This is a genomic window from Pseudomonas sp. NBRC 111140 (genome assembly GCF_001320885.1).
Classification (GTDB): domain Bacteria; phylum Pseudomonadota; class Gammaproteobacteria; order Pseudomonadales; family Pseudomonadaceae; genus Aquipseudomonas; species Aquipseudomonas putida_P.
This window is the reverse complement of the sequence record NZ_BCBQ01000015.1, coordinates 65,829-87,425: the sequence shown is the minus strand read 5'-3', so window position 1 is coordinate 87,425 and position 21,597 is coordinate 65,829. Positions and strand designations below refer to the sequence as shown.

The 21,597-nt window shown below is 62.2% G+C and carries 23 protein-coding genes; 11 read left to right on the top strand and 12 right to left on the bottom strand.

Translation table 11 applies throughout. The features are described 5' to 3' along the window. The 4 genes from APH42_RS07505 to APH42_RS07490 all read right to left on the bottom strand — a co-directional run. A partial coding sequence (locus tag APH42_RS07505; protein WP_060493048.1) for a dihydrodipicolinate synthase family protein occupies nucleotides 1-742 on the bottom strand: 742 nt, incomplete at its 3' end. A gap of 36 nt (nucleotides 743-778) precedes the next feature. Continuing rightward, nucleotides 779-2,152 carry a fosfomycin efflux MFS transporter AbaF gene (gene abaF / locus APH42_RS07500; RefSeq protein ID WP_012273548.1) on the bottom strand — a complete coding sequence of 458 codons (1,374 nt, stop codon included), beginning with the start codon at nucleotides 2,150-2,152 and terminating at the stop codon, nucleotides 779-781. 164 nt (nucleotides 2,153-2,316) lie between these two features. Then, nucleotides 2,317-2,937 carry a GntR family transcriptional regulator gene (locus APH42_RS07495; protein ID WP_012273547.1) on the bottom strand — a complete coding sequence of 207 codons (621 nt, stop codon included), beginning with the start codon at nucleotides 2,935-2,937 and terminating at the stop codon, nucleotides 2,317-2,319. A gap of 123 nt (nucleotides 2,938-3,060) precedes the next feature. Further along, nucleotides 3,061-3,576 carry a hypothetical protein gene (locus APH42_RS07490; RefSeq protein ID WP_060493047.1) on the bottom strand — a complete coding sequence of 172 codons (516 nt, stop codon included), beginning with the start codon at nucleotides 3,574-3,576 and terminating at the stop codon, nucleotides 3,061-3,063. A gap of 216 nt (nucleotides 3,577-3,792) precedes the next feature. On the opposite strand from APH42_RS07490, the gene APH42_RS07485 reads away from it, so the two are divergent. Further along, nucleotides 3,793-4,791 (top strand): diguanylate cyclase, encoded by a 999-nt coding sequence (locus tag APH42_RS07485; protein ID WP_012273545.1) that lies wholly within the window; start codon nucleotides 3,793-3,795, stop codon nucleotides 4,789-4,791. 78 nt (nucleotides 4,792-4,869) lie between these two features. On the opposite strand, the gene lpdA is transcribed toward APH42_RS07485, so the two are convergent. Genes lpdA through APH42_RS07465 form a run of 4 tightly spaced genes read right to left on the bottom strand, consistent with a single transcriptional unit; the run spans nucleotide 4,870 to nucleotide 9,816 of the window. Then, complete coding sequence (lpdA, locus tag APH42_RS07480; protein ID WP_012273544.1) at nucleotides 4,870-6,249, bottom strand: dihydrolipoyl dehydrogenase; 1,380 nt, start codon at nucleotides 6,247-6,249, stop codon at nucleotides 4,870-4,872. A gap of 2 nt (nucleotides 6,250-6,251) precedes the next feature. Then, complete coding sequence (locus APH42_RS07475) at nucleotides 6,252-7,523, bottom strand: dihydrolipoamide acetyltransferase family protein (RefSeq protein ID WP_060493046.1); 1,272 nt, start codon at nucleotides 7,521-7,523, stop codon at nucleotides 6,252-6,254. Next, nucleotides 7,524-8,582 (bottom strand): alpha-ketoacid dehydrogenase subunit beta, encoded by a 1,059-nt coding sequence (locus APH42_RS07470; protein WP_012273542.1) that lies wholly within the window; start codon nucleotides 8,580-8,582, stop codon nucleotides 7,524-7,526. 1 nt (nucleotide 8,583) lies between these two features. Further along, complete coding sequence (locus tag APH42_RS07465) at nucleotides 8,584-9,816, bottom strand: 3-methyl-2-oxobutanoate dehydrogenase (2-methylpropanoyl-transferring) subunit alpha (protein ID WP_012273541.1); 1,233 nt, start codon at nucleotides 9,814-9,816, stop codon at nucleotides 8,584-8,586. A gap of 198 nt (nucleotides 9,817-10,014) precedes the next feature. Between APH42_RS07465 and bkdR the strand changes: the two genes are divergently transcribed. The 3 genes from bkdR (at nucleotide 10,015) to APH42_RS07450 (ending at nucleotide 13,385) form a co-directional block, all read left to right on the top strand. Then, on the top strand, nucleotides 10,015-10,500 hold the full coding sequence (gene bkdR, locus APH42_RS07460) for a Bkd operon transcriptional regulator BkdR (RefSeq protein WP_012273540.1): 486 nt from the start codon (nucleotides 10,015-10,017) through the stop codon (nucleotides 10,498-10,500). Between the two features lie 171 nt (nucleotides 10,501-10,671). After that, complete coding sequence (locus tag APH42_RS07455; RefSeq protein ID WP_171577281.1) at nucleotides 10,672-11,913, top strand: glutamine synthetase family protein; 1,242 nt, start codon at nucleotides 10,672-10,674, stop codon at nucleotides 11,911-11,913. 128 nt (nucleotides 11,914-12,041) lie between these two features. Beyond that, nucleotides 12,042-13,385 carry an MFS transporter gene (locus APH42_RS07450; RefSeq protein ID WP_012273538.1) on the top strand — a complete coding sequence of 448 codons (1,344 nt, stop codon included), beginning with the start codon at nucleotides 12,042-12,044 and terminating at the stop codon, nucleotides 13,383-13,385. Between the two features lie 105 nt (nucleotides 13,386-13,490). On the opposite strand, the gene APH42_RS07445 is transcribed toward APH42_RS07450, so the two are convergent. From APH42_RS07445 to flgA, 4 genes are all read right to left on the bottom strand, one after another. Next, on the bottom strand, nucleotides 13,491-14,234 hold the full coding sequence (locus tag APH42_RS07445; RefSeq protein ID WP_012273537.1) for a flagellar brake protein: 744 nt from the start codon (nucleotides 14,232-14,234) through the stop codon (nucleotides 13,491-13,493). A 79-nt stretch (nucleotides 14,235-14,313) separates the two neighbouring features. After that, a complete protein-coding gene (locus tag APH42_RS07440) occupies nucleotides 14,314-14,781 on the bottom strand; it encodes a flagella synthesis protein FlgN (RefSeq protein WP_012273536.1) in 468 nt (155 codons plus the stop codon). Between the two features lie 49 nt (nucleotides 14,782-14,830). Continuing rightward, nucleotides 14,831-15,145: a flagellar biosynthesis anti-sigma factor FlgM gene (flgM, locus tag APH42_RS07435; RefSeq protein ID WP_012273535.1), complete on the bottom strand. Its 315-nt coding sequence runs from the start codon at nucleotides 15,143-15,145 to the stop codon at nucleotides 14,831-14,833. Between the two features lie 164 nt (nucleotides 15,146-15,309). Further along, nucleotides 15,310-16,062: a flagellar basal body P-ring formation chaperone FlgA gene (gene flgA, locus APH42_RS07430; protein ID WP_060493045.1), complete on the bottom strand. Its 753-nt coding sequence runs from the start codon at nucleotides 16,060-16,062 to the stop codon at nucleotides 15,310-15,312. A gap of 77 nt (nucleotides 16,063-16,139) precedes the next feature. On the opposite strand from flgA, the gene APH42_RS07425 reads away from it, so the two are divergent. The 7 genes from APH42_RS07425 (at nucleotide 16,140) to APH42_RS07395 (ending at nucleotide 21,482) form a co-directional block, all read left to right on the top strand. Further along, nucleotides 16,140-17,069 (top strand): chemotaxis protein CheV, encoded by a 930-nt coding sequence (locus APH42_RS07425; RefSeq protein ID WP_010955104.1) that lies wholly within the window; start codon nucleotides 16,140-16,142, stop codon nucleotides 17,067-17,069. A 50-nt stretch (nucleotides 17,070-17,119) separates the two neighbouring features. After that, nucleotides 17,120-17,947, top strand: coding sequence for a protein-glutamate O-methyltransferase CheR (gene cheR / locus APH42_RS07420; protein ID WP_012273532.1), 828 nt, complete (start codon nucleotides 17,120-17,122; stop codon nucleotides 17,945-17,947). Nucleotides 17,948-18,219: 272 nt separating this feature from the next. After that, nucleotides 18,220-18,630, top strand: coding sequence for a flagellar basal body rod protein FlgB (gene flgB / locus APH42_RS07415; RefSeq protein ID WP_012273531.1), 411 nt, complete (start codon nucleotides 18,220-18,222; stop codon nucleotides 18,628-18,630). Between the two features lie 2 nt (nucleotides 18,631-18,632). Beyond that, nucleotides 18,633-19,076, top strand: coding sequence for a flagellar basal body rod protein FlgC (gene flgC, locus APH42_RS07410; protein ID WP_012273530.1), 444 nt, complete (start codon nucleotides 18,633-18,635; stop codon nucleotides 19,074-19,076). Between the two features lie 12 nt (nucleotides 19,077-19,088). Next, a complete protein-coding gene (gene flgD, locus APH42_RS07405) occupies nucleotides 19,089-19,790 on the top strand; it encodes a flagellar hook assembly protein FlgD (RefSeq protein WP_060493044.1) in 702 nt (233 codons plus the stop codon). Between the two features lie 28 nt (nucleotides 19,791-19,818). Next, nucleotides 19,819-21,141 (top strand): flagellar hook protein FlgE, encoded by a 1,323-nt coding sequence (flgE, locus tag APH42_RS07400; protein ID WP_060493043.1) that lies wholly within the window; start codon nucleotides 19,819-19,821, stop codon nucleotides 21,139-21,141. Between the two features lie 170 nt (nucleotides 21,142-21,311). Further along, nucleotides 21,312-21,482, top strand: a complete 171-nt coding sequence (locus APH42_RS07395; protein WP_374701046.1) for a hypothetical protein — start codon at nucleotides 21,312-21,314, stop codon at nucleotides 21,480-21,482. Nucleotides 21,483-21,597 lie beyond the last annotated feature (115 nt).

The following is a 21,597-nucleotide window of genomic DNA, read 5'->3' as shown; positions in this document are numbered from 1 at the left end:
CCAGTGCCGCCTCCAGCTCGCGCGCCAGGCGGCGGGCACGGGCGTCGCCCTTGGCCGCCTGCTTGCTCAGGCTCACCAGCTGCAGCACTTCACGCGGCAGGGCGTTGCCGATGCCGGTGATGGCGCCGGTGGCGTTGCAGTTGACGAAGCCGTGCACCACTTGGGTATCCACGCCGACCATCAAGGTCACATCGTCGTCCTTGGAGGTGATGTGTTCGGCGGCATAGCGCAGGTCGGCGCCACCGCCGAATTCCTTGAAACCGATCAGGTTGGGGAACTCGCGGCGCAGCTCGAAGAACAGGTCGGCGCGGGTGGCGAAGCCGTAGTACGGGCTGTTGTAGATCACCGCTGGCAGCTTTGGTGCGGCGGCGAGAATGGCCGAGAAGTGGTGCTTCTGGGCGATCAACGAAGCGCCGCGGCTGAGCACGCGGGGGATGACCATCAGGCCGGCGGCGCCGACGTTGGCTGCGTGCGCGGCATGAGACACCGCTTCACGGGTGTTCACCGCGCCGGTGCCGACAATGGTTGGGATGCCGGCGGCCACCAGGCGCGCCACGCCTTCCTGGCGCTCGGCCTCGGTCAACAGTGGCCAGTCACCCATCGAACCGCAGTACACCACGGCGCTCATGCCGGCTTCGATCAGTTCGCGGCCTTTGCGCACCAGGGCGTCGAAGTCCGGCTTGCGCTCGGCGGTGCACGGGGTCATCAGGGCGGGCATGGTGCCGGTGAAGATATTGCTCATGGTCGTTACCTCAAGGTGTGTATTTTTATGGGTTGTTCAGCGGCTGGCGTTGCGGGCCACGGATTCTTCGTCAACAGCACGCAGCGACTTGCCGCGGGTCTCCTTGGCTGCCGCCACGGCCACGATCGAGATGGCTGCCGCAGCCACCAGGTACCAGGCGATGGGCGTTGAGCTGTTGTATTCCTTCAGCAAGGTCACGGCGATCAGTGGCGCCAGCGAGCCAGCCAGGATTGGCGCGACCTGGTAGCACAGGGAAAGAGCGGTGTAGCGCACGTGGGTGGGGAACAGTTCGGCCATCAGCGCGGAATAGGGCGCATAGGTCATCGACTCGATGGCCAGGCCAAGGGTGATCGCCGCCATGATCAGCCAGTCATTGCCGGTGTCCATCATCGGGAAGCCGACGAAACCCCAGAACGCAGTGAGTACGGCACCGATCAGGTACACCGGCTTGCGGCCAATGATGTCCGACAGGTAACCCATCGCCGGGATCATGAAGAAGTGCAGCAGGTGGGCGCCGAACATCAGTAGCAGGATTTGCGAGGTGTCCTTGTGCACCACCAGTTTCAGGTAGGTGATGGAGAAGGTGACGACGGTGTAGTAAAGGATGTTTTCCGCAAAGCGCGCGCCAATGCCGATCAGCACTTCGCGCCAGTACTTGGTAACCACTTCCACCACGCCCAGTTGCTGGCTTTCCAGCTTCTGCTGCTTGGCCTGGGCTTCCTTGAAGATCGGTGCATCGTCGACCCGGGTGCGGATCCAGTAGCCGATCAGCACCACCACCGCCGAGAACCAGAAGGCCACCCGCCAACCCCAGTCAAGGAACTGCGCTTCGCTCAGGTTGGATGACAACAGCAGCAGGATGATGGTGGCGATCAGGTTGCCGGCCGGCACCCCCGCTTGTGGCCAGCTGGCCCAGAAGCCGCGGCGGTTGTCCGGGCTGTGTTCGGACACCAGCAGCACCGCGCCGCCCCATTCGCCGCCAAAGGCAAAGCCCTGGATCAGCCGCAGCACCACCAACAGGATGGGTGCGGCATAGCCGATGCGTTCGAAGGTGGGCAGGCAGCCCATCAGGAAGGTGGTTATCCCGACCACGATCAGGCTGATTTGCAGTAAATGCTTGCGGCCAACCTTGTCACCGTAATGGCCAAACACCAGGCCACCGATGGGGCGGGCGAGGAAACCTACGGCATAGAGGGCAAAGGCGGCGATGATCCCATCCATGGCGCTGCCGGTCTGGCGGAAGAACAGCTGGCCGAAGACCAGTGCCGAGGCGGTGCCGTAAAGGAAAAATTCGTACCACTCGGCGACTGCGCCGGCCATGGCCGCAGCTACCACACGCTTGATGCCCGCTGGGGCCTGGTCTGCTGTTTTTGCGACATTCACCGATGCCGCCGAAGAGGGTGTGGCCATGGTTTTGCACTCCGATACGTAATTATTGGAAGAAGGAGTAGGCAGCGCGGCACTGGCAAATCGATGCCGCTGATTCCTTATATGGTATTTCGTATACGATATCTAGATAAGCAAAAACAAAGCCAGAAGGGAGATTTGGCGTCGAGCGGCAGCAGGTTGTTGAGTCAGTTGTGGGGCAGGTGCTCGTACAGGCTCTGGCACACCCCGTTGATGTGTTCTTCGATCAGTTGCGCCGCCAGCTCTACATCGCGCGCCCGGCAGGCGGCAACGATGTCGCGGTGCTCATGATCGGCGCGCAGCTTGCCCGCCGACAGGCTCATCTGCATGCGCAGGTAGCGTTCCACCTTGTCATGGATCGAGCGTATCAGGCCCACCAGATAGGGCCGCCTTGCGGGTTCGTACAGGCAAGCGTGCAGCGCCCAGTTGAGGTCGGCCCAGCGGCCAACGTCATCTTCACCGATGAACTCCGCGCAAATGGCTTCGGCGCGAGCGAAATGCTGTTCGGTCATGTTGGGGATCGCCAGGCGAATGGCCTTCACCTCCAGCAACACCCGTACCTCGAACATCTGCGCCAGTTCAGGTTCCGAGATGCGGGTGACCAATGCACCACGGTTGCGGTGGAAATCCACCAGGCCTTCAGCCTCAAGGCGCTTCAGGGCCTCGCGCACCGGGATCTTGCTGACGTTGAACGCCTGCGCCACTTCGTCCTGGCGCACGGGTTCGCCTTCGGCCAGCTGGCCCGAGATGATCGCCTCGCGCAGGTGTTTGGCGATGATTTCCGACATCGAGGGTGTTGCACCCAGGTCGGTAGCTTTGAAAGACGGCAGCGGCACGGGAAATTCCAGCAATCAGGCAGTGCGGATATCTTATACGAAACGCCCTGCCAGCCATACCGACCGCCGTAGGGCTTACACCTGGCGGGCCGCCAGTGCGTTCTCGTCCTCACCGGTTGACTGAGTATTGGTCTTCGCCAGGGCCTTGGCCTCGATATCGTCCTTCATGCGCTGGGCAATCTGCTGGTCGACCAGTTCCTTCTTCTCAGGTGGCAGGGCGTTGTACTCGTCCTCGGTCAAGCCCAATTCGCGCAGCAGCTTTTCCTTGATCATCTCGGCAGGCGATTTGGACATGAGATCCTGGAAGTCCTGCCTGGCGCTGCTGGTTTGTTGCGTACCCATTTCAGCAGGCTGGCCAGGATCGTTGCCAGGGTTCTGCAACTGCACCTTGAGCTTGGCAAAGGCCTCCTCGCGGGCATCCTCGGCATCCTGCTGCGAGGTATTGCCCTGGCGGCCCTGCTGCGCGGTGGCGCTGTTGGCGACCACTGGTAGACGGAACTGCGGCACGTCGGCCGCGGCCTGGTCCATGCCGGTGCGCTGTTGCTGATGGAGCTCGGCCTGCCAGCCGAGGCCGTTGATTACGATAGTCATGAATTCCTCCTTGGAAATGTCATAGGCAGCAGGGAAGGGCAATTGCCATGCCACCTATCCCCGCCATGCAAATAGCGCGTTGGTGCTATTCCGGTCGCGGCACGGTGGGCATATGCTTGCCCGTCACAGGCATGATCTTGCCGCCTGCGGCAATTACCACCACTGTCGGCAGCCCCTTGAACGGAGCGCAGTTGCTGGGCATCAGGGAGAGCGTCCATGAATCAGGAAACCAGGCCGGCACCTGCCGGCTTCAGTGAACAGCAGTTGCACACTTTGTTCGAGTTGATCAGCGATGGCATCTGGGACTGGAATGCCAACACCGGTTACGTTTATCGCAATCCAGGCTGGTACACCATGCTCGGTTATGCCAGCCACTCCATGGCCAACTCGGTTTTTACCTGGGAAAGCGTGATCCATCCCGAAGACTACACACGGGTAATGGCGCATTTCGAGGCCTACATCAATCAGCGCAACGAGCGCTACCTCATCGAATACCGTTGCCGTTGCCAGGATGGCAGCTACATCTGGATCGAAGACAGCGGCTATATCATCGCGCATAACGAAGACGGCTCGGTGGCGCGCATGCTTGGTGCACACCGCAACATCGACGCCGGCAAGCGCCTGGTGGCAGAGCTGGAGCAGAAGAACCAGTCGCTGGAATACCAGGTGGCCGAACGCACCCGTGAGCTGTCCTGGGTGAACCATCAGTTGCAGCGGCAACTGGACGAAAACCGTGAACTGGCCGAACGTGATGCGTTGACCCGTGTCGCCAACCGCTATCGGCTGGAGAAAGCGTTGCAGTTGGAGTGCGAACGCGCCCAGCGCTTCCGCCAGCCGTTGTCGCTGATCGCCATGGACATGGATGATTTCAAGCCCATCAACGACCGCTACGGTCACGCCCGTGGCGATGCGGCGCTGGTCCGGGTGGCCGAAAACCTGCACACCTGCTTGCGCGAACTGGACCTGCTGGCGCGTTGGGGCGGCGACGAGTTCGTCATCGTGCTGCCGCAGACCATGCTCGGGGAGGCGCTGGAGGTGGCGGCGCGCTTGCGCCAGGCGATGGAGCAGCTGGAACCGGTGGGCGATTGTCGGCTGACCATGAGCTATGGCGTGGTGCAATGGCGGGAAGGGGAAGACCAGCACGCGCTGCTGGCGCGGGCAGACAAGGCGCTTTACCGGGCCAAAGATGCTGGCAAGAACGCGATTGCCGAGTGATTGGGCCGCTTCAGGCATAAAAAGGACCCGCTGCGCCTCACGGCGCAGCGGGCCAATTCGGCCTCGGCCGCTTCAGTGTCAGATATGCAGTGCGTGGCCCAGGGCGCGCAGCGCGGCTTCCTGTACCGCTTCACCCAGCGTCGGGTGGGCATGGATGGTGCCCGCTACATCTTCCAGGCAGGCGCCCATTTCCAGTGATTGGGCAAACGCTGTGGACAATTCGGAAACCGCCACGCCAACCGCCTGCCAGCCCAGGATCAAGTGGTTGTCACGCCGCGCTACCACACGCACGAAACCGCTTTTCGCTTCCAGGCTCATGGCCCTGCCGTTGGCGGCGAACGGGAACTGCGCGACGATGCAGTCCAGGCCTTGCTGGCTGGCCTGCTCCGGGGTTTTACCGACCACCACCACTTCCGGGTCGGTGAAGCACACGGCGGCAATCGCAGCCGGTTCGAAGCGGCGGGCCTTGCCGGCGATGATTTCGGCGACCATTTCGCCCTGGGCCATGGCCCGGTGCGCAAGCATCGGCTCGCCAGCCACGTCGCCGATCGCCCAGACGTTGTGCATGCTGGTTTGGCAGCGCTCGTCGATGGCGATGGCGGCACCGTTCATTTTCAGCGCCAGGCATTCCAGGTTGAAACCTTGGGTACGGGGCCGACGGCCCACGGCCACCAGCACCTGGTCGGCTTCCAGGCGCAGTTGCCCGCCCTTGCCGTCGTTGGCCAGCAGGCAACCATTTTCGTAGCCTTCGACGCTGTGGCCCAGGTGCAGGGCGATGCCCAGCTTCTTCAGCGACTCGGCCACCGGGGCGGTGAGTTCGCTGTCGTAGGTTGGCAGGATGCGCTCACGCGCTTCCACCACGCTTACCTGCGCGCCCAGCTTGCGGTAGGCGATGCCTAGCTCCAGGCCGATATAGCCACCGCCCACCACCACCAGGTGTTGCGGCAGGGCTTTCGGTGCCAAGGCTTCAGTCGAGGAAATCACCGGGCCACCCAGCGGCAGCATCGGCAGTTCGACACTGCTGGAGCCAGTGGCCAGCAACAGGTGTTCGCACTGGATGCGCTGGCCATCGACCTCGACCTGCTTGCCGTCGAGCACCTTGGCCCAGCCGTGCACCACTTTCACCCCGTGCTTTTTCAACAGGGCGGCAACACCGCTGGTCAGGCGGTCGACGATGCCGTCCTTCCAGGCCACGCTCTGGCCGATGTCCAGGCGTGGTGAAGCCACGCTGATGCCCAGTGGCGATGGCTCGGTGAAGCGCGATGCCTGGTGGAACTGCTCGGCCACGTGGATCAGCGCCTTGGAGGGGATGCAGCCAATGTTCAGGCAGGTGCCGCCCAGTGCCTGGCCCTCCACCAGCACGGTGGGAATGCCCAGTTGTCCGGCGCGGATAGCCGCTACATAACCGCCAGGGCCGCCGCCGATGATCAACAGGGTCGTTTGAAGGGTCGGGTTCATGTTCACTCCACGAACAGGCAGGCGGGTTGTTCGAGCAGGCCACGCACGGCCTGGATGAACAGTGCGGCGTCCATGCCATCGACCACGCGGTGATCGAACGAGCTGGACAGGTTCATCATCTTGCGCACGACGATCTGGCCGTCGATCACCACTGGTCGCTCGACCATGCGGTTGACGCCGACGATGGCCACTTCCGGGGTGTTGACCACGGGGGTGCTGACGATACCGCCCAAGGCGCCGAGGCTGGTCAGGGTGATGGTCGAGCCGGACAGCTCATCACGGCTGGCCTTGTTGTTGCGCGCAGCGTTGGCCAGGCGCGAAATCTCGCCAGCATTGGCCCACAGGCTGCCCGCTTCGGCATGGCGCAGCACCGGCACCATCAGGCCGTTGTCACCTTGGGTGGCGATGCCCACATGCACCGCGCCATGGCGGGTGATGATCTGTGCTTCGTCGTCGTAGGTGGCGTTGATCTGCGGGAAGTCACGCAGTGCCACGACCAGGGCGCGTACCAGGAACGGCAGCAGGGTCAGCTTGCCTCGGCTATCGCCATGCTTGCTGTTGAGTTGCTGGCGCAGGGCTTCCAGGGCGGTGACGTCGATTTCTTCCACATAGCTGAAATGCGCGACCCGGCGCTTGGCGTCCTGCATGCGCTGGGCGATCTTGCGGCGCAGGCCGATCACCGGCACCTGCTCGCTGTCGCTGCGCTTGGCATAGCCACTCGGCGCTTGCCCGGCAGCACGCTGTGGCTTGCTCATGAAGGCGTCGAGGTCTTCGTGCAGGATGCGCCCGGCCGGGCCGCTGCCATGCACGTAACGCAGTTCGATACCGGCATCCAAGGCGCGTTTGCGCACGGCCGGCGAGGCCAGCGGTTTATCGCCTGGCTGGCGCGGCACGATGGGTGCGGCTTCGTGCTGGGCGGGCGCCTGGTACGCGGCGGGTTTCATCTCTTTCTGCGGTTCTGGTTTGGCGGCCACTGGGGCCGATGGCGTGTCTACCGGCTTGGCCTGTGGCGTATCCACATGGTTGCCGCTGCCTTCCACTTCGATGCGGATCAGTTCGCTACCGACCGCCATCACTTCACCGGGCTGGCCACCCAGGGCCAGCACCTTGCCACTGACCGGCGAAGGAATTTCCACGGTGGCCTTGTCGGTCATGACGTCGGCCACCACCTGGTCCTCGGCGATGATGTCACCGACCTTGACGAACCATTCCACCAACTCGACCTGCGCGATGCCTTCGCCAATGTCCGGCATCTTGATGACGTGCGTGCCCATTCAGACCTCCATGACCTTTTTCAATGCCGCACCTACCCGCGAAGGCCCTGGGAAGTAAGCCCATTCCTGTGCGTGAGGGTAGGGGGTGTCCCAACCGGTGACGCGTTCGATCGGCGCCTCCAGGTGGTGGAAGCAGTGCTCCTGCACCAGCGACACCAGTTCGGCACCGAAGCCGCAGGTGCGGGTCGCTTCGTGCACCACCACGCAGCGGCCGGTCTTTTTCACCGACTCGACGATGGTGTCCAGGTCCAGCGGCCACAGGCTGCGCAGGTCGATCACTTCGGCATCGACGCCGCTTTCTTCGGCGGCCACCTGGGCCACGTATACCGTGGTGCCATAGGTGAGCACGGTCACGTCATTGCCAGGGCGGGTAATGGCGGCCTTGTCCAGCGGCACGGTGTAGTAGCCGTCGGGTACGGCGCTGTGCGGGTGCTTCGACCAGGGTGTTACCGGGCGGTCGTGGTGGCCGTCGAACGGGCCGTTGTACAGGCGCTTGGGCTCCAGGAAAATCACCGGGTCGTCGCATTCGATCGAGGCAATCAGCAGGCCCTTGGCGTCATACGGGTTGGACGGCATGACGGTGCGCAGGCCGCACACCTGGGTGAACATCGCTTCCGGGCTCTGGCTGTGGGTCTGGCCACCATAGATGCCGCCGCCGCAAGGCATGCGCAAGGTCAGCGGGGCGATGAACTCGCCGGCCGAACGGTAGCGCAGGCGCGCCATCTCGGAGACGATCTGGTCGGAGGCGGGGTAGAAGTAGTCGGCGAACTGGATCTCCACGACCGGGCGCAGACCGTAGGCACCCATGCCAACGGCGGTGCCGACGATGCCGCTCTCGGAGATTGGCGCGTCGAACACGCGCGACTTGCCGTACTTGGTCTGCAGGCCTTCGGTGCAGCGGAACACGCCGCCGAAGTAACCGACGTCCTGGCCGTACACGACCACATTGTCGTCGCGCTCGAGCATGACATCCATGGCCGAGCGCAGGGCCTGGATCATGGTCATGGTAGTGGTGGCCATGGCGGTTTCCGGGTTGATGCTGTTGTTGTGGTCGTTCATCTCAAACCCCCAGTTCCTGGCGTTGACGGCGCAGGTGGTCGGGCATCTCCTTGTACACGTCCTCGAACATCGAGGCGGCGCTCGGGATGTGACCGTTGGCCAGGGTGCCGTACTGCTCGGCTTCTTTCTGCGCGGCAATCACCGCCGCTTCGAACTCGGCCGTGGTGGCCTGGTGTTCTTCCTCGGACCAGTGGCCGATCTTGATCAGGTGCTGCTTCAGGCGGGCGATCGGGTCGCCCAGCGGGAAGTGGCTCCAGTCATCGGCAGGGCGGTACTTGGACGGATCGTCCGAGGTCGAGTGCGGGCCGGCGCGGTAGGTGACCCACTCGATCAGGCTTGGGCCCAGGCCGCGACGAGCGCGCTCGGCAGCCCAGCGCGAGGCGGCGTACACGGCGACGAAGTCGTTGCCGTCAACCCGCAGCGAAGCGATACCACAACCCACGCCACGGCCGGCAAAGGTAGTCGACTCGCCACCGGCGATGGCCTGGAAGGTAGAAATGGCCCACTGGTTGTTGACCACGTTGAGAATCACCGGGGCGCGGTACACGTGGGCAAAGGTGAGGGCAGTGTGGAAGTCCGATTCGGCGGTGGCGCCGTCGCCGATCCAGGCCGAAGCGATCTTGGTATCGCCTTTGATCGCCGACGCCATGGCCCAGCCGACCGCCTGCACGAACTGAGTGGCCAGGTTGCCGCTGATGGTGAAGAAGCCGGCTTCGCGTACCGAGTACATGATCGGCAGCTGTCGGCCCTTGAGCGGGTCGCGCTCGTTGGACAGCAGTTGGCAGATCATCTCGACCAGCGACACGTCACGGGCCATAAGGATGCTTTGCTGGCGGTAGGTCGGGAAGCACATGTCGGTGCGGTTCAGCGCCAACGCCTGGCCGCTGCCGATGGCTTCTTCGCCCAGGCTCTGCATGTAGAAGGACATCTTCTTCTGCCGTTGGGCAACCACCATGCGGCTGTCGAAGATCCGCGTCTTGAGCATGGCGCGCATGCCTTGGCGGAGAATTTGCGGGTCGATGTCTTCGGCCCACGGGCCTTGCGCGTCGCCGTGCTCGTCAAGCACGCGGACCAGGCTGTAGGACAGGTCGGCAGTGTCGGCAGCGTCGACATCGACAGGGGGTTTACGGGCTTGACCTGCATCGTTGAGGCGCAGGTAGGAAAAATCGGTCTGGCAGCCTGGCCGGCCGGTGGGCTCGGGCACATGCAAACGCAGGGGGGCGTACTCGTTCATGCTTTTTACGCTCGCTCGGGTATTTGTTTTTGTGAGCTCTGAAGCGGCCGCCGCTGAATACCGGCTTGTGACTGGTAGGTCAGCGTCATCTACATCTTAGTGGCCCGGCGGGAGAATTTTTCTCTCAAGTTGGTTGCCTTTGCCGAGCGGGGCAGATAAACATTCCGCATAAACACAAAAAACCGGTGATTTTGTCTCATGCGCAAACTCGATCGTACCGATATCGGCATTCTCAACAGCCTGCAGGAAAACGCCCGCATCACCAACGCCGAGCTGGCACGCTCGGTCAACCTGTCGCCCACGCCCTGTTTCAACCGGGTGCGGGCCATGGAAGAACTGGGGGTGATCCGCCAGCAGGTGACCTTGTTGTCGCCCGAGGCGTTGGGGCTGGATGTGAATGTGTTCATCCATGTCAGCCTGGAAAAACAGGTAGAGCAGTCGTTGCACCGCTTCGAGGAAGAAATTGCCGAACGGCCCGAGGTGATGGAGTGCTACCTGATGACCGGGGACCCGGATTACCTGCTACGAGTGCTGTTGCCGAGTATCCAGGCGCTGGAGCGCTTTCTCGACTACCTGACCCGGTTGCCGGGGGTGGCGAATATCCGCTCGAGTTTTGCCTTGAAACAGGTGCGCTACAAGACGGCCTTGCCGTTGCCGGCCAATGGCATGACCTTGCGCGAATAGAAGAGGCCCCAGGCGTTCGAGAGGCTGCTTGATATTTTAAACACCCCCAGCCTATGTTGTTGTCAGCCTACAACAACAAGGACAAGCGTCATGAGCATCGCTCAGCTCCAGGGCATCGATGAAATCGAATGCGTCACCCCCGACCTCAACGGCGTCCCACGCGGCAAGGTGATGACCGCCGAAGGCTTTCTCGAAGGCCGCCGCCTGCAGATGGCCCGTGGGGTGCTGCTGCAATGCATCATGGGCGGCTACCCGCCGGCGAAATTCTACGGCAGTGACGACGGCGACCTGGCGTTGGTAGCCGAACCCAGCCAGGTTCATCGCTTGCCCTGGAGCGATGACGGTCGCGCCCTGGCCATCTGCGATGCCAATGAACTGGATGGCCGGCCCTCGGCACTGTCCACCCGGGGCCAGTTGAAGGCCGTGATCGCCCGCTACGCAGCGTTGGGTCTGGCACCGGTAGTGGCGACCGAGCTTGAGTTCTTCGTGTTTGCCCCCAACAGTGACCCGCAGCAGCCGTTCCAGCCACCGCTGGGCACCGACGGCCGCCGCGAGCTGGGCCATTCAGCGTTCAGTGTCAGCTCCAACAACGGCCTGCGCCCGTTCTTCAAAGAGGTGTACCAGTGCATGGCCGCGCTCGGCCTGCCGCGCGACACCTTCATGCACGAAATGGGCGTCAGCCAGTTCGAGATCAACTTGCTGCATGGCGACCCGCTGCTGCTGGCCGACCAGACGTTCCTGTTCAAGCACCTGCTCAAGGAAGTGGCGCTCAAGCATGGGCTGACCGTGGTGTGCATGGCCAAGCCGTTGGCGCGTACGCCTGGCAGTTCCATGCATATCCACCAGAGCCTGGTCGAGGCCAGCAGCGGGCGTAATGTGTTCAGCGACGAGCAGGGCCTGCCGACCGATACCTTCTACCACTTCATCGGCGGTTTGCAGGCGTGCATGGCCGATTTCACCGCGCTGTTCGCTCCCAACGTCAATTCCTATCAGCGCCTGTGCCACCCCTATGCCTCGCCGAACAATGCCTGCTGGTCCGAGGACAACCGTGCCGCCGGTTTGCGCATTCCGGCCAGTGCGCCGGCAGCGCGACGGGTCGAAAACCGTTTACCCGGTGCCGACGCCAACCCCTACCTGGCCATCGCCGCCAGCCTGGCCGCCGGGCTGCACGGCATCGAGCAGCGCCTGCAGCCGTCGCCCGCCATCCAGGGCGAGTTCGAAGTGCCCGAGCACCTGAGCCTGCCGTGTACCCTGCATGCAGCCCTTGAAAGGCTCAAGCGCAGCACACTGGCACGGGAACTGTTCGGCAGCGAGTTCATCGAAGGCTACATCGCCAGCAAGACCCTGGAACTGACCGATTTCTACGATGAGATCACCCCGTGGGAGCGCCGGGTGCTGGCGGCACAGGCCTGATCGCGACACGACCTGCATCGGACACGTCCTCGCCGCGGCATTTTGCTGGCGGGGGCCTGCACTGACCGGCATTTGCCCTTATGCTGCTAGCACCTACCGCCACCTGACCAGGGAGCTTCTCGGTACGTATGCGAAATGTATGGAAGCCGTTTCAGTCGTTGTATTTCGCCGCGCTGATGATGTTGATCGGCTCGGGCCTGCTCAGTACCTACCTGGCCCTGCGCCTGGCTGCCGACCATGTCGACAGCCTGTGGGTGGGTGCGTTGATGGCGGCCAACTACTTTGGCCTGGCGGTTGGCGGCAAAGTCGGCCACCGGCTGATCGGCCGGGTAGGGCATATACGCGCCTATGCCACCTGCGCCGGTATTGTCGGCGCCGCAGTGCTCGGTCATGGCCTGACCAACTGGCTGCCGGCCTGGGTGGGGCTGCGCATGATCGTGGGCTTGGGCATGATGTGCCAGTACATGGTCATCGAGAGCTGGCTCAACGAGCAGGCCGATGTGAAACACCGCGGCGCGGTGTTCAGCGGCTACATGATCGCTTCGTACCTGGGCCTGGTCCTGGGCCAGCTTATTCTGGTGGTCCACCCGCAGCTCGGCCCTGAGCTGCTGATGCTGGTAGCGATGTGCTTTGCCCTGTGCCTGGTGCCGGTGGCGATGACCCGGCGCATTCACCCGGCGCCCTTGCGCCCGGCCCCGATGGAGCCGAAGTTCTTCATCAAGCGTGTGCCGCAGTCGCTCAGTACGGTGCTCGGTTCCGGGTTGATCGTGGGTTCGTTCTACGGCTTGGCGCCTTTGTATGCCTCAAGCCAAGGGATGACGACCGAGCAGATTGGTCTGTTCATGGGTAGCTGCATTTTTGCCGGCCTGCTGGTGCAGTGGCCGCTGGGATGGTTGTCTGACCGTTACGACCGGGCAGTGCTGATCCGTAGCGTGGCAATAGGCCTGGCGCTGGCCGCTGCGCCATTGGCGATACTGCCCAGTGTGCCGCTGGAGCTGCTGTTCGGTATCGGCTTCCTGATTTCGTTGCTGCAGTTCTGCCTGTATCCGCTGGCTGTGGCGTTTTCCAACGACCACGTGGAGAGCGAGCGGCGGGTGTCGCTGACGGCCATGCTGTTGGTGACCTATGGCGTGGGCGCGTGCATCGGGCCGCTGGCGGCGGGTGTGCTGATGAAGATGCTGGGCGCGCAGATGCTGTATGCCTTCTTCGTGTTCTTTGCGCTGGTGCTGGTGTGGCGCATCCGACCGAAAGCGGTTACCGGCCTGCATCAGGTGCAGGACGCACCGCTGGGTCACGTGGCCATGCCGGCGGCCGGCTCACCGCTGTCGGCAGCGTTGGACCCACGGGTGGATGAGCAGACTGTGCAGGACGTGATGCAGGCACCGGTGGCGGCGGAGGATACCGAGGAGGAAGAGAAGACCGCCGAGCAACAAGCGGCTGCGCCGGAAGGGGAGGTCAGCAAGTCCGTTTAAGCTTGTGCCGGCCCTTTGCGGCTAAACCCGCGAAAGGGTCGGCACAGGAAGACCACAAATGAAAACGCCACCTCGACAGGTGGCGTTTTTGCAATCAGCCGACGATCAATAGTCGTCTTTGTCGAACCGCCGCGCCTCACGCTGCAGCTGGTACACAAAGCTCTCGATCTTGCGCTGTGCCTGCCCGCTCAGGTTATGGAAACGCACGCCGGCAAAAGTGGTGTTGATGCGCTCTTCATAGTGCAGGTGACGCAGCTCGACCATGGTGTCCACCAGGCCGAGCGGATTGCCCGCCTTGAAGCGCTCATACACCTGGCCCAGTTGCAGGCGGTCTTCGACATTGCCTTCGAAGCGCAGTTTGCAGCCGGTGGCCGAAATATCCAGCAGCTTGCCGCGCAGGGCGCCGTTGCCCTTGAGGTGGGCACCATCGAGGATGATATCGACCAGCTGCGACAGTTTCAGCGCGGCACGGAAGGCGTTGCGGCGCTGGTGGTAGGTCATCTCTTGCGGCAGGGCGCCGCTGTAGCAGCGGTGGCCGTTGACTTCGCTGATCTTCAGCTCGTGGTCGCATTCCCAGGCGATGCGCACGCCATCGTGGAAGCCTTCGACGCGAAAGTGCTCGCCGTTTTCGATGAACTTCTCGCCGTCACGGGGGATCATCTCGTCCAGTGCCAGGGTGTTGCTTTCTCGGTCCACGTGTACCACGTAGCTCTGGAAACGCTGGCTGCGGTCGTGGAAGGTGATGATCAGGGGGTCGTGGCTTTCCTGCAACTGCCGCAAGTTGGCCGCAATTTCCAAGGGGGTGCTCAGCACCTTTGGTGGTTGCGGGGCATCGGATTCATTGAACACGGCTTATCGTTCTCCAGGCAAAAGCGACACACGCAAGTAACGGCATTTTGCCAGTATGTTCCGTGCCTTGATAGAAAAATCACACTTGGCTGAGGGCGCGCGGCTTGGCCAGCGGCGAGGTGCTGCCGCGGCTGTCGTAGAGCGAGGGCGAATCGCCGCCCATGAGGATCCTGACCTGGTTGTTGGTGACGTGTTGCTGCACCTGGATGATCCGGCCATTGGTCTGGTTGACCTGTTGGCAGTCGTCCATCAGTTGCGACAGCATGTCGAGGCGCTGCAGCATCACATCGCCATGCGGCGACTGCGCGGCTACCGCCTGCACACCGCTGCGATCGGCACTCAGGCCCAGGCTGCCGAGCAATTGGCTGCGGCGCTGGCCGTGCTGCTCGAGCAAGATGATCAACGACTGCTTGCGCGCCAGGATTTGCTCCAGTAGCGGCATGTCGCGGCCATGCAGGGCGATCGCCTCCTTGTGCAGAAGGTCGAGCAGTTCCTGCATCGGGGCAATGTCATCTTCGATCAGTTGCAGCAAGGTGGTGTCGTGCATGGCTAACTCTTGGCTTTTCTAGCGTCCGTGAAGTCAGCGCGCCGTACGGTCAGCGCTGGGCTTCGAAATCGAGCAGTTTGCTGGCGACCCGGCCGGCATCGACCTGGTAGCTGCCGTCGGCGATCGCCTGTTTCAACTGGGCCACACGGGCGCTGTTGACCACCGGCTCGTCGCGCAGCTTGTCGCTGATCTTCTGCAACTGCTGTGCCTCTTGGCTGAGGTGTACCGCTTCTCCGCTGGTGCTGGTGGCGCTTGCCGCTTCCTGGCTGGCTGCCGGTTTTTCGGCGCTGCCGGACGCGGTGTTGCCGCGCACGCCGCCCGTGACGGACGGAGAGTTATTCAAACGACTGAAGTCGATGACCATGATCAGAAACCTCTGGGTATTTGGACGCTTGCCTTGTTTTCGGCCAACCCGATAGAAACTTTAGGCACAAATGCATCGCCGCCTGTCAGCAAGCTCGCGAACCCGTGTTCTGACACAGTTTAGGAAAAGCGGTTCCTCACTGCCAGCGCAATCTGGTGGCCGGCCTACATACTGACCTCGACCTGGCCGGGGCCGGTCACCCTGGCCTTCACCACTCGCTTGGAGTTGAGGTTGCGTACCCGTATCTGCTCGCTCAGGCCGCCCTTGCTCAGGGCCTCACCCGGCATGCGCACGCTCAGGCTGCCACTGCGGGCAATGATCACCACTTGATCTCCCTTGCGTACCACCTCGGCCTGTTCCAGGTGTTGCGGGGTGAGCACCTGGTCGATCACCGTGGGGCGTTGCATTTTCATGCCCACCGCCTGGTCCAGCTCGGTCAGAAAGCCCTGGCCCAGGGTGCCGACATCCCGCTCGCGCAGGGCCACGTCACCTTCGCCCACCGTGTTGTCGCGCTTGAGCGGGCGGGTAACCACCACCACGTCGCGGAACAGCCGCACGGTGGCGGGGACGAACACCGTCCACGGCGCCGCGCCATCACAGCGCACCCGTACTGTCACGCGGCCAAGCGGCTGAGCCGGGCTTTCCAGTGAGGCGTCCAGCTGCTGACTGCACAGCGGCATGCGCAGGCGCGGGTCCAGTGGGTTGACCTGGATTTCATAGCGGCCGGCGGTCTGGGTGGTGGCCAGATAGTCTTCGACGGTGAATTCAAGAAACCCTTGGGTGACACCGATAAGCTGTTCAGGCAAGGTAAACGCGTCCGCCACCGTGCGAACGCCGGGCACCAGCAGACACAGGGTGGCCAGCGAGCCAGTCAGCAGGCGCGTCAATCGTCGGAAAAATGTCGTTTTCGTGTGCATGACGCTCAAAAAAGCAAAGCCCGTGCCGACTCGCTACCTGAGTTGCAACGAAAGGCTGAAAGATAAAGGAGTCTGGCATGGCGGGTGTTATGGATTCGGTCAACCAGCGCACGCAGCTGGTGGGGCAGAATCGCCTGGAATTGCTGCTGTTCCGCCTCAATGGCGAACAGCTATACGGCATCAACGTATTCAAGGTCAGGGAAGTGCTGCAATGCCCTGCGCTGACCCTGCTGCCCAAGGCGCACCCGGTGGTGCGTGGCGTTGCCAATATCCGTGGGGCAACCATCCCGATCCTCGACTTGTCGATGGCCACCGGGTTGCGACCGCTGCAGGAAGACACGCGCAACAGCTTCGTGATCATCACCGAGTACAACACCAAGACCCAGGGCTTCCTGGTGCACTCGGTGGAGCGCATCGTCAACATGAACTGGGAAGAGATCCATCCGCCACCCAAGGGGACCGGTCGCGACCACTACCTGACGGCGGTCACCCGGGTGGACAACCGCATGGTCGAGATCATCGACGTGGAAAAGGTGCTGGCTGAAGTGTCGCCTTCGTCCGAGTCGGTATCGGCTGGGGTGATCGATGCCGAGGTGCAGGACAAGGCCGTGCTGATGCGGGTGCTGACCGTCGACGATTCGTCGGTGGCGCGCAAGCAGGTCAGCCGCTGCCTGCAGACCGTAGGGGTCGAAGTGGTTGCGCTCAACGATGGCCGTCAGGCTCTGAACTACCTGCGTCAGTTGGTGGATGAGGGCAAAAAGCCGGAAGAAGAGTTCCTGATGATGATCTCGGACATTGAAATGCCGGAAATGGACGGCTATACGCTCACGGCGGAGATCCGCAGCGATCCGCGTATGCAAAAATTGCACATCTGCCTGCATACTTCGCTTTCTGGGGTGTTCAACCAGGCAATGGTCAAGAAGGTCGGTGCCGATGACTTCCTGGCCAAGTTCAAGCCGGACGACCTGGCCCAGCGGGTGGTCGACCGGATCAAGGCAGCGCATTGAAGCAGCCGGGGCATGCCCCCGGCACCAGTGATTGAAAAGAGGCGGCAGTAGTGTCTACGGGTAATTTGGATTTCGAACAGTTCCGGGTCTTCCTGGAGAAAGCCTGTGGCATCCTGCTGGGCGAGAATAAGCAGTACCTGGTTTCCAGCCGTCTCAACAAGCTGATGGAACAACAGGGCATCAAGAGCCTGGGCGAGCTGGTGCAGCGCATCCAGGCCCAGCCGCGCGGCGGTTTGCGCGAGCAGGTGGTCGATGCCATGACCACCAACGAGACCCTGTGGTTTCGCGATACCTACCCGTTCGAAGTGCTGAAGAACAAGGTGATCCCCGAGTTCATCCGCAACAACCCTGGCCAGCGCCTGCGCATGTGGTCGGCGGCCTGTTCGTCGGGGCAGGAGCCGTACTCCATCTCCATGGCCATCGACGAGTTCGAGCGCAGTAACCTCGGCCAGCTGAAGATGGGCGCGCAGATTGTTGCCACCGACCTGTCGGGCACCATGCTGAACAATTGCAAGACGGGTGAGTACGACAGCCTGGCGATTGCCCGCGGCTTGTCCCAGGAGCGCCTGCAGCGCTATTTCGACCCCAAGGGGCCTGGGCGCTGGGCGGTCAAGCCGGCGATTCGCAGCCGCGTCGAGTTCCGCTCGTTCAACCTGCTGGACAGCTATGCCAGCCTGGGCAAGTTCGACATCGTGTTCTGTCGCAACGTGTTGATCTACTTCTCGGCGCAGGTGAAGCGGGATATCCTGCTGCGCATTCACAGTACCTTGAAGCCGGGTGGCTACCTGTTCCTCGGCGCCTCGGAGGCGCTCAATGGCTTGCCGGACCACTACCAGATGGTCCAATGCAGCCCGGGCATCATCTACCAGGCCAAGTAGGGTCTGTCTTGAGGGGTGTGGTGGCGCTCGATCTCCCAGGCGCCACACCTACATCGCCAAACACTGACGTCAATTTTTTGTTTTGCCGCTTTTGCCGCCCGGCAATTGCCGCTTTCGCCGCCCTAGGCGGAAGGCCTTTGCCGCTTTTCTGGCATCACCTTGACAGTACTTCATCTCGCAGCCCCGTATTCTCTGGCTTTGCAAGGGTTGGCACAGCCCTTGCTATACCTTGCTCAACGAAATTCCGGTCAACCTTCGAAGGTTTCCCCGACATGAGCATCAGCTTCGACAAGGCGCTTGGTATTCACGAAAAGGCCCTGGGCTTCCGCGCCCAGCGCGCCGAAGTGCTGGCCAACAACATCGCCAACGCCGATACGCCCAACTACAAGGCGCGTGACATGGACTTCGCCTCGGTGCTCGCCGCCGAAAGCGACAAGCAGCAGAGCGGCGGCCGCTTCAGCCTTGACCGTACCAACAGCCGGCACATCGAGGCTGATGGCCTGGCCATGGCGGATGAAACCCTCAAGTACCGCACGCCGCTGCAGCCGTCGATCGACCAGAACACCGTGGACGCGCAGATCGAGCAATCGAACTACACCGAAAACGCCATTGGCTTCCAGGCCAGCTTCACTTTGCTCAACAGTAAATTCAAAGGGCTGGTTTCCGCCCTGCGGGGAGAATGACCATGTCCCTTTCCAGTGTCTTCAACATTGCCGGTAGCGGCATGAGCGCGCAGAACACGCGCCTGAACACCGTCGCGTCCAACATTGCCAACGCCGAGACCGTGTCTTCGAGCATCGACCAGACCTATCGTGCTCGCCACCCGGTGTTCGCCACCACCTTCCAGAACGCACAGGCTGGCGGCAGCCAATCGCTGTTCGAAGACCAGGGCGAAGCAGGGCAGGGCGTGCAGGTAAAAGGCATCGTCGAAGACCAGAGCACCCTGGAGGCGCGCTACGAGCCTAACCACCCGGCGGCGAACAAGGATGGCTACGTCTACTACCCGAACGTCAATGTGGTCGAGGAGATGGCTGACATGATCTCCGCCAGCCGCGCGTTCCAGACCAACGCCGAGCTGATGAACACGGCCAAGAGCATGATGCAGAAAGTCCTGACCCTGGGGCAGTGATAGGAAGCCGACATGACCACCACCAATTCCACCTCTGACGTCAACAGTGCGTACCTGACCTCACTGCAGAAGCAGGCGTCAAAGAACAACAGCAACACCGGCGCTGCCGGCAGTGCACTGGGCAAAGATGCCTTCCTGCAGTTGCTGGTTACCCAGATGAAGAACCAGAACCCGCTCGACCCACAGGAAAACGGCGAGTTCGTGGCGCAGTTGGCGCAGTTCAGTAGCCTTGAGAGCATGCAGTCGCTCAATGACTCGGTGACCTATATCGCGGCGGGGCTGCAGTCTTCCCAGGCGCTGCAGGCGTCGTCACTGGTCGGGCGCAATGTGATTGTCCAGACCGACAAGGCGGTGGTCGACACCAGCAAGGATTTGAAAGGCACGGTCAACCTCACCTCGTCCAGTACCGCCACCTCGGTGGGTATCTACGACAAGGACGACAAGCTGGTTCGCACCATCGACCTGGGTACTCAGAAAGCCGGCAAGATCGAATTTGCCTGGGATGGCAAGAACGATGACGGCGAAGTAGCGGCAGCAGGTACCTACACCTTCAAGGCTACCGCTTCGATCGACGGCAAGGCCACGGCCATGACCACCAACCTGCCGGCCTCGGTGACCAGTGTGACCATGGGTACCAACGGTTCGGAGATGACACTCAACCTGGCTGGGCTGGGCAGTGTTGCGCTTTCCAAAATCCAAAGCATCGGCATCTAGGGCCTGAGCAAAACGACAGGAGTTACACATGTCTTTCAATATCGGCCTTAGCGGCCTCTATGCAGCGAACAAGGCCCTGAACGTTACCGGCAACAACATTGCCAACGTCGCCACCACCGGCTTCAAGTCGTCGCGCGCCGAGTTCGCCGACCAGTACTCCAACTCCATTCGCGGTACCAGTGCCGGCAAGAACACCGTCGGCACGGGTGTGAAGACGGCGGCTGTGTCGCAGTTGTTCACCCCTGGCAACATCAACGGCACCGGCCAGGCGCTGGACATGGCCATCGATGGCAACGGCTTCTTCGTGATGAGCGACAACGGCTCGAAGATCTACACCCGTGCCGGTGCGTTCTACAGCGACAAGGACGGCTACGTGGTCAACGCGTCGGGCTCCAAGTTGCAAGGTTATGCCGTGGATGCCAACGGCAAGATCACCCAGGGCGTGTTGACTGATCTGCAGATCGACACCTCGAACCTGACGCCGAACCCGACCGGAAAAATCTCCGAGAACGTCAACCTGAATTCCAGCGCCACTGCACCGGCCGTGACGCCGTTCGACCCCGCCAACACTGGCACCTACAACTACACATTCAATACCGATGTGTACGACAGCCAAGGTAACGCGCACCAGTTGAACCAGTACTTCGTCAAGGATGCCACCAGCAACTCCTGGACCATGTACACCACCATCGACGGGCGCAACCCGGCCAACCCGACTTCGACCACGCCGCTGGCCAACAAGCTGCCGTTCAAGTCTGACGGTACCCTGGACACTGCGGCCATGACCGCAGGCCCGGTAGCGGGTGGCATGACCATCGCGGCCAACAAAAGCTTCACCCTCGACAACTGGATCCCGGCACAGAAGAACGCTGCCGGTGTATGGGGTGCCAACGGCGCTACCGCCAACGTCGCCGGGGTCAACCTGGACATGCTTGGCACCACCCAGTACAACGCCGCATCCGCCACCACCGCCAAGAGCCAGGACGGCTTTGCCACCGGTGAGCTGTCGGGCCTGACCATCGACCAAAGCGGCAACATGTTCGCCAACTTCACCAACGGCCAGGACAAGGTGATCGGCCAGGTGGCCATCGCCAACTTCGCCAACCTGCAGGGCCTGACCCCGATTGGCGGCACCAACTGGAAAGAGTCCTACGCTTCGGGCGTGCCGGTGATCGGCGCCCCGGACACCGGCACCCTGGGCCAGATCACTGGCGGTGCGCTGGAAGACTCCAACGTCGACCTGACCGGTGAGCTGGTCAACCTGATCAAGGCGCAGAGCAACTACCAGGCGAACGCCAAGACCATTTCCACCGAAAGCACCATCATGCAGACCATCATTCAGATGACCTGATGGTCGCTTGTTAGTGTGGTGTTGTCTGTAATTGGGGCTGCTTTGCAGCCCATCGCGACACAAGGCCGCTCCTACAGGAGATCACGTTCACCTGTAGGAGCGGCCTTGTGTCGCGATGGGCCGCAACGCGGCCCTAAATTCTCGAAGGTTCCCCCTCCATGAAACGGCTAATGCTCACAGCCCTCCTGGCCATGGCCTTGCCGCTCTCGGCCGCTCCCGCCCCGTTCTACCAATGGCAAAGCCTGGCCACCGGCCGCTACCTGTGTTCGGCCAGCAACCCGGGCGAAGGTTGGGTGCGCCATTCCGGCCCCTACAACAACGCCGCTTGCCGTTCCTTCTGAACAAGCCTTTGCCGCAGGCGGCAAACATCCGCCGACAAACTGACGTTTTTTGCCCCTCGCCCCGCTTAAACCCCCATAAACAGGCGGTTTCAGACTTGGTTCGATTATTGCTTCG

Bases quoted from the DNA above. Each gene is read 5' to 3' on its own strand.
- abaF (WP_012273548.1), bottom strand. From the start codon at position 2,152: ATGGCCACACCCTCTTCGGCGGCATCGGTGAATGTCGCAAAAACAGCA.
- APH42_RS07495 (WP_012273547.1), bottom strand. From the start codon at position 2,937: ATGTCGGAAATCATCGCCAAACACCTGCGCGAGGCGATCATCTCGGGC.
- APH42_RS07490 (WP_060493047.1), bottom strand. From the start codon at position 3,576: ATGACTATCGTAATCAACGGCCTCGGCTGGCAGGCCGAGCTCCATCAG.
- APH42_RS07485 (WP_012273545.1), top strand. From the start codon at position 3,793: ATGAATCAGGAAACCAGGCCGGCACCTGCCGGCTTCAGTGAACAGCAG.
- lpdA (WP_012273544.1), bottom strand. From the start codon at position 6,249: ATGAACCCGACCCTTCAAACGACCCTGTTGATCATCGGCGGCGGCCCT.
- APH42_RS07475 (WP_060493046.1), bottom strand. From the start codon at position 7,523: ATGGGCACGCACGTCATCAAGATGCCGGACATTGGCGAAGGCATCGCG.
- APH42_RS07470 (WP_012273542.1), bottom strand. From the start codon at position 8,582: ATGAACGACCACAACAACAGCATCAACCCGGAAACCGCCATGGCCACC.
- APH42_RS07465 (WP_012273541.1), bottom strand. From the start codon at position 9,816: ATGAACGAGTACGCCCCCCTGCGTTTGCATGTGCCCGAGCCCACCGGC.
- bkdR (WP_012273540.1), top strand. From the start codon at position 10,015: ATGCGCAAACTCGATCGTACCGATATCGGCATTCTCAACAGCCTGCAG.
- APH42_RS07455 (WP_171577281.1), top strand. From the start codon at position 10,672: ATGACCGCCGAAGGCTTTCTCGAAGGCCGCCGCCTGCAGATGGCCCGT.
- APH42_RS07450 (WP_012273538.1), top strand. From the start codon at position 12,042: ATGCGAAATGTATGGAAGCCGTTTCAGTCGTTGTATTTCGCCGCGCTG.
- APH42_RS07440 (WP_012273536.1), bottom strand. From the start codon at position 14,781: ATGCACGACACCACCTTGCTGCAACTGATCGAAGATGACATTGCCCCG.
- flgM (WP_012273535.1), bottom strand. From the start codon at position 15,145: ATGGTCATCGACTTCAGTCGTTTGAATAACTCTCCGTCCGTCACGGGC.
- flgA (WP_060493045.1), bottom strand. From the start codon at position 16,062: ATGCACACGAAAACGACATTTTTCCGACGATTGACGCGCCTGCTGACT.
- APH42_RS07425 (WP_010955104.1), top strand. From the start codon at position 16,140: ATGGCGGGTGTTATGGATTCGGTCAACCAGCGCACGCAGCTGGTGGGG.
- flgB (WP_012273531.1), top strand. From the start codon at position 18,220: ATGAGCATCAGCTTCGACAAGGCGCTTGGTATTCACGAAAAGGCCCTG.
- flgC (WP_012273530.1), top strand. From the start codon at position 18,633: ATGTCCCTTTCCAGTGTCTTCAACATTGCCGGTAGCGGCATGAGCGCG.
- flgD (WP_060493044.1), top strand. From the start codon at position 19,089: ATGACCACCACCAATTCCACCTCTGACGTCAACAGTGCGTACCTGACC.
- flgE (WP_060493043.1), top strand. From the start codon at position 19,819: ATGTCTTTCAATATCGGCCTTAGCGGCCTCTATGCAGCGAACAAGGCC.
- APH42_RS07395 (WP_374701046.1), top strand. From the start codon at position 21,312: ATGCTCACAGCCCTCCTGGCCATGGCCTTGCCGCTCTCGGCCGCTCCC.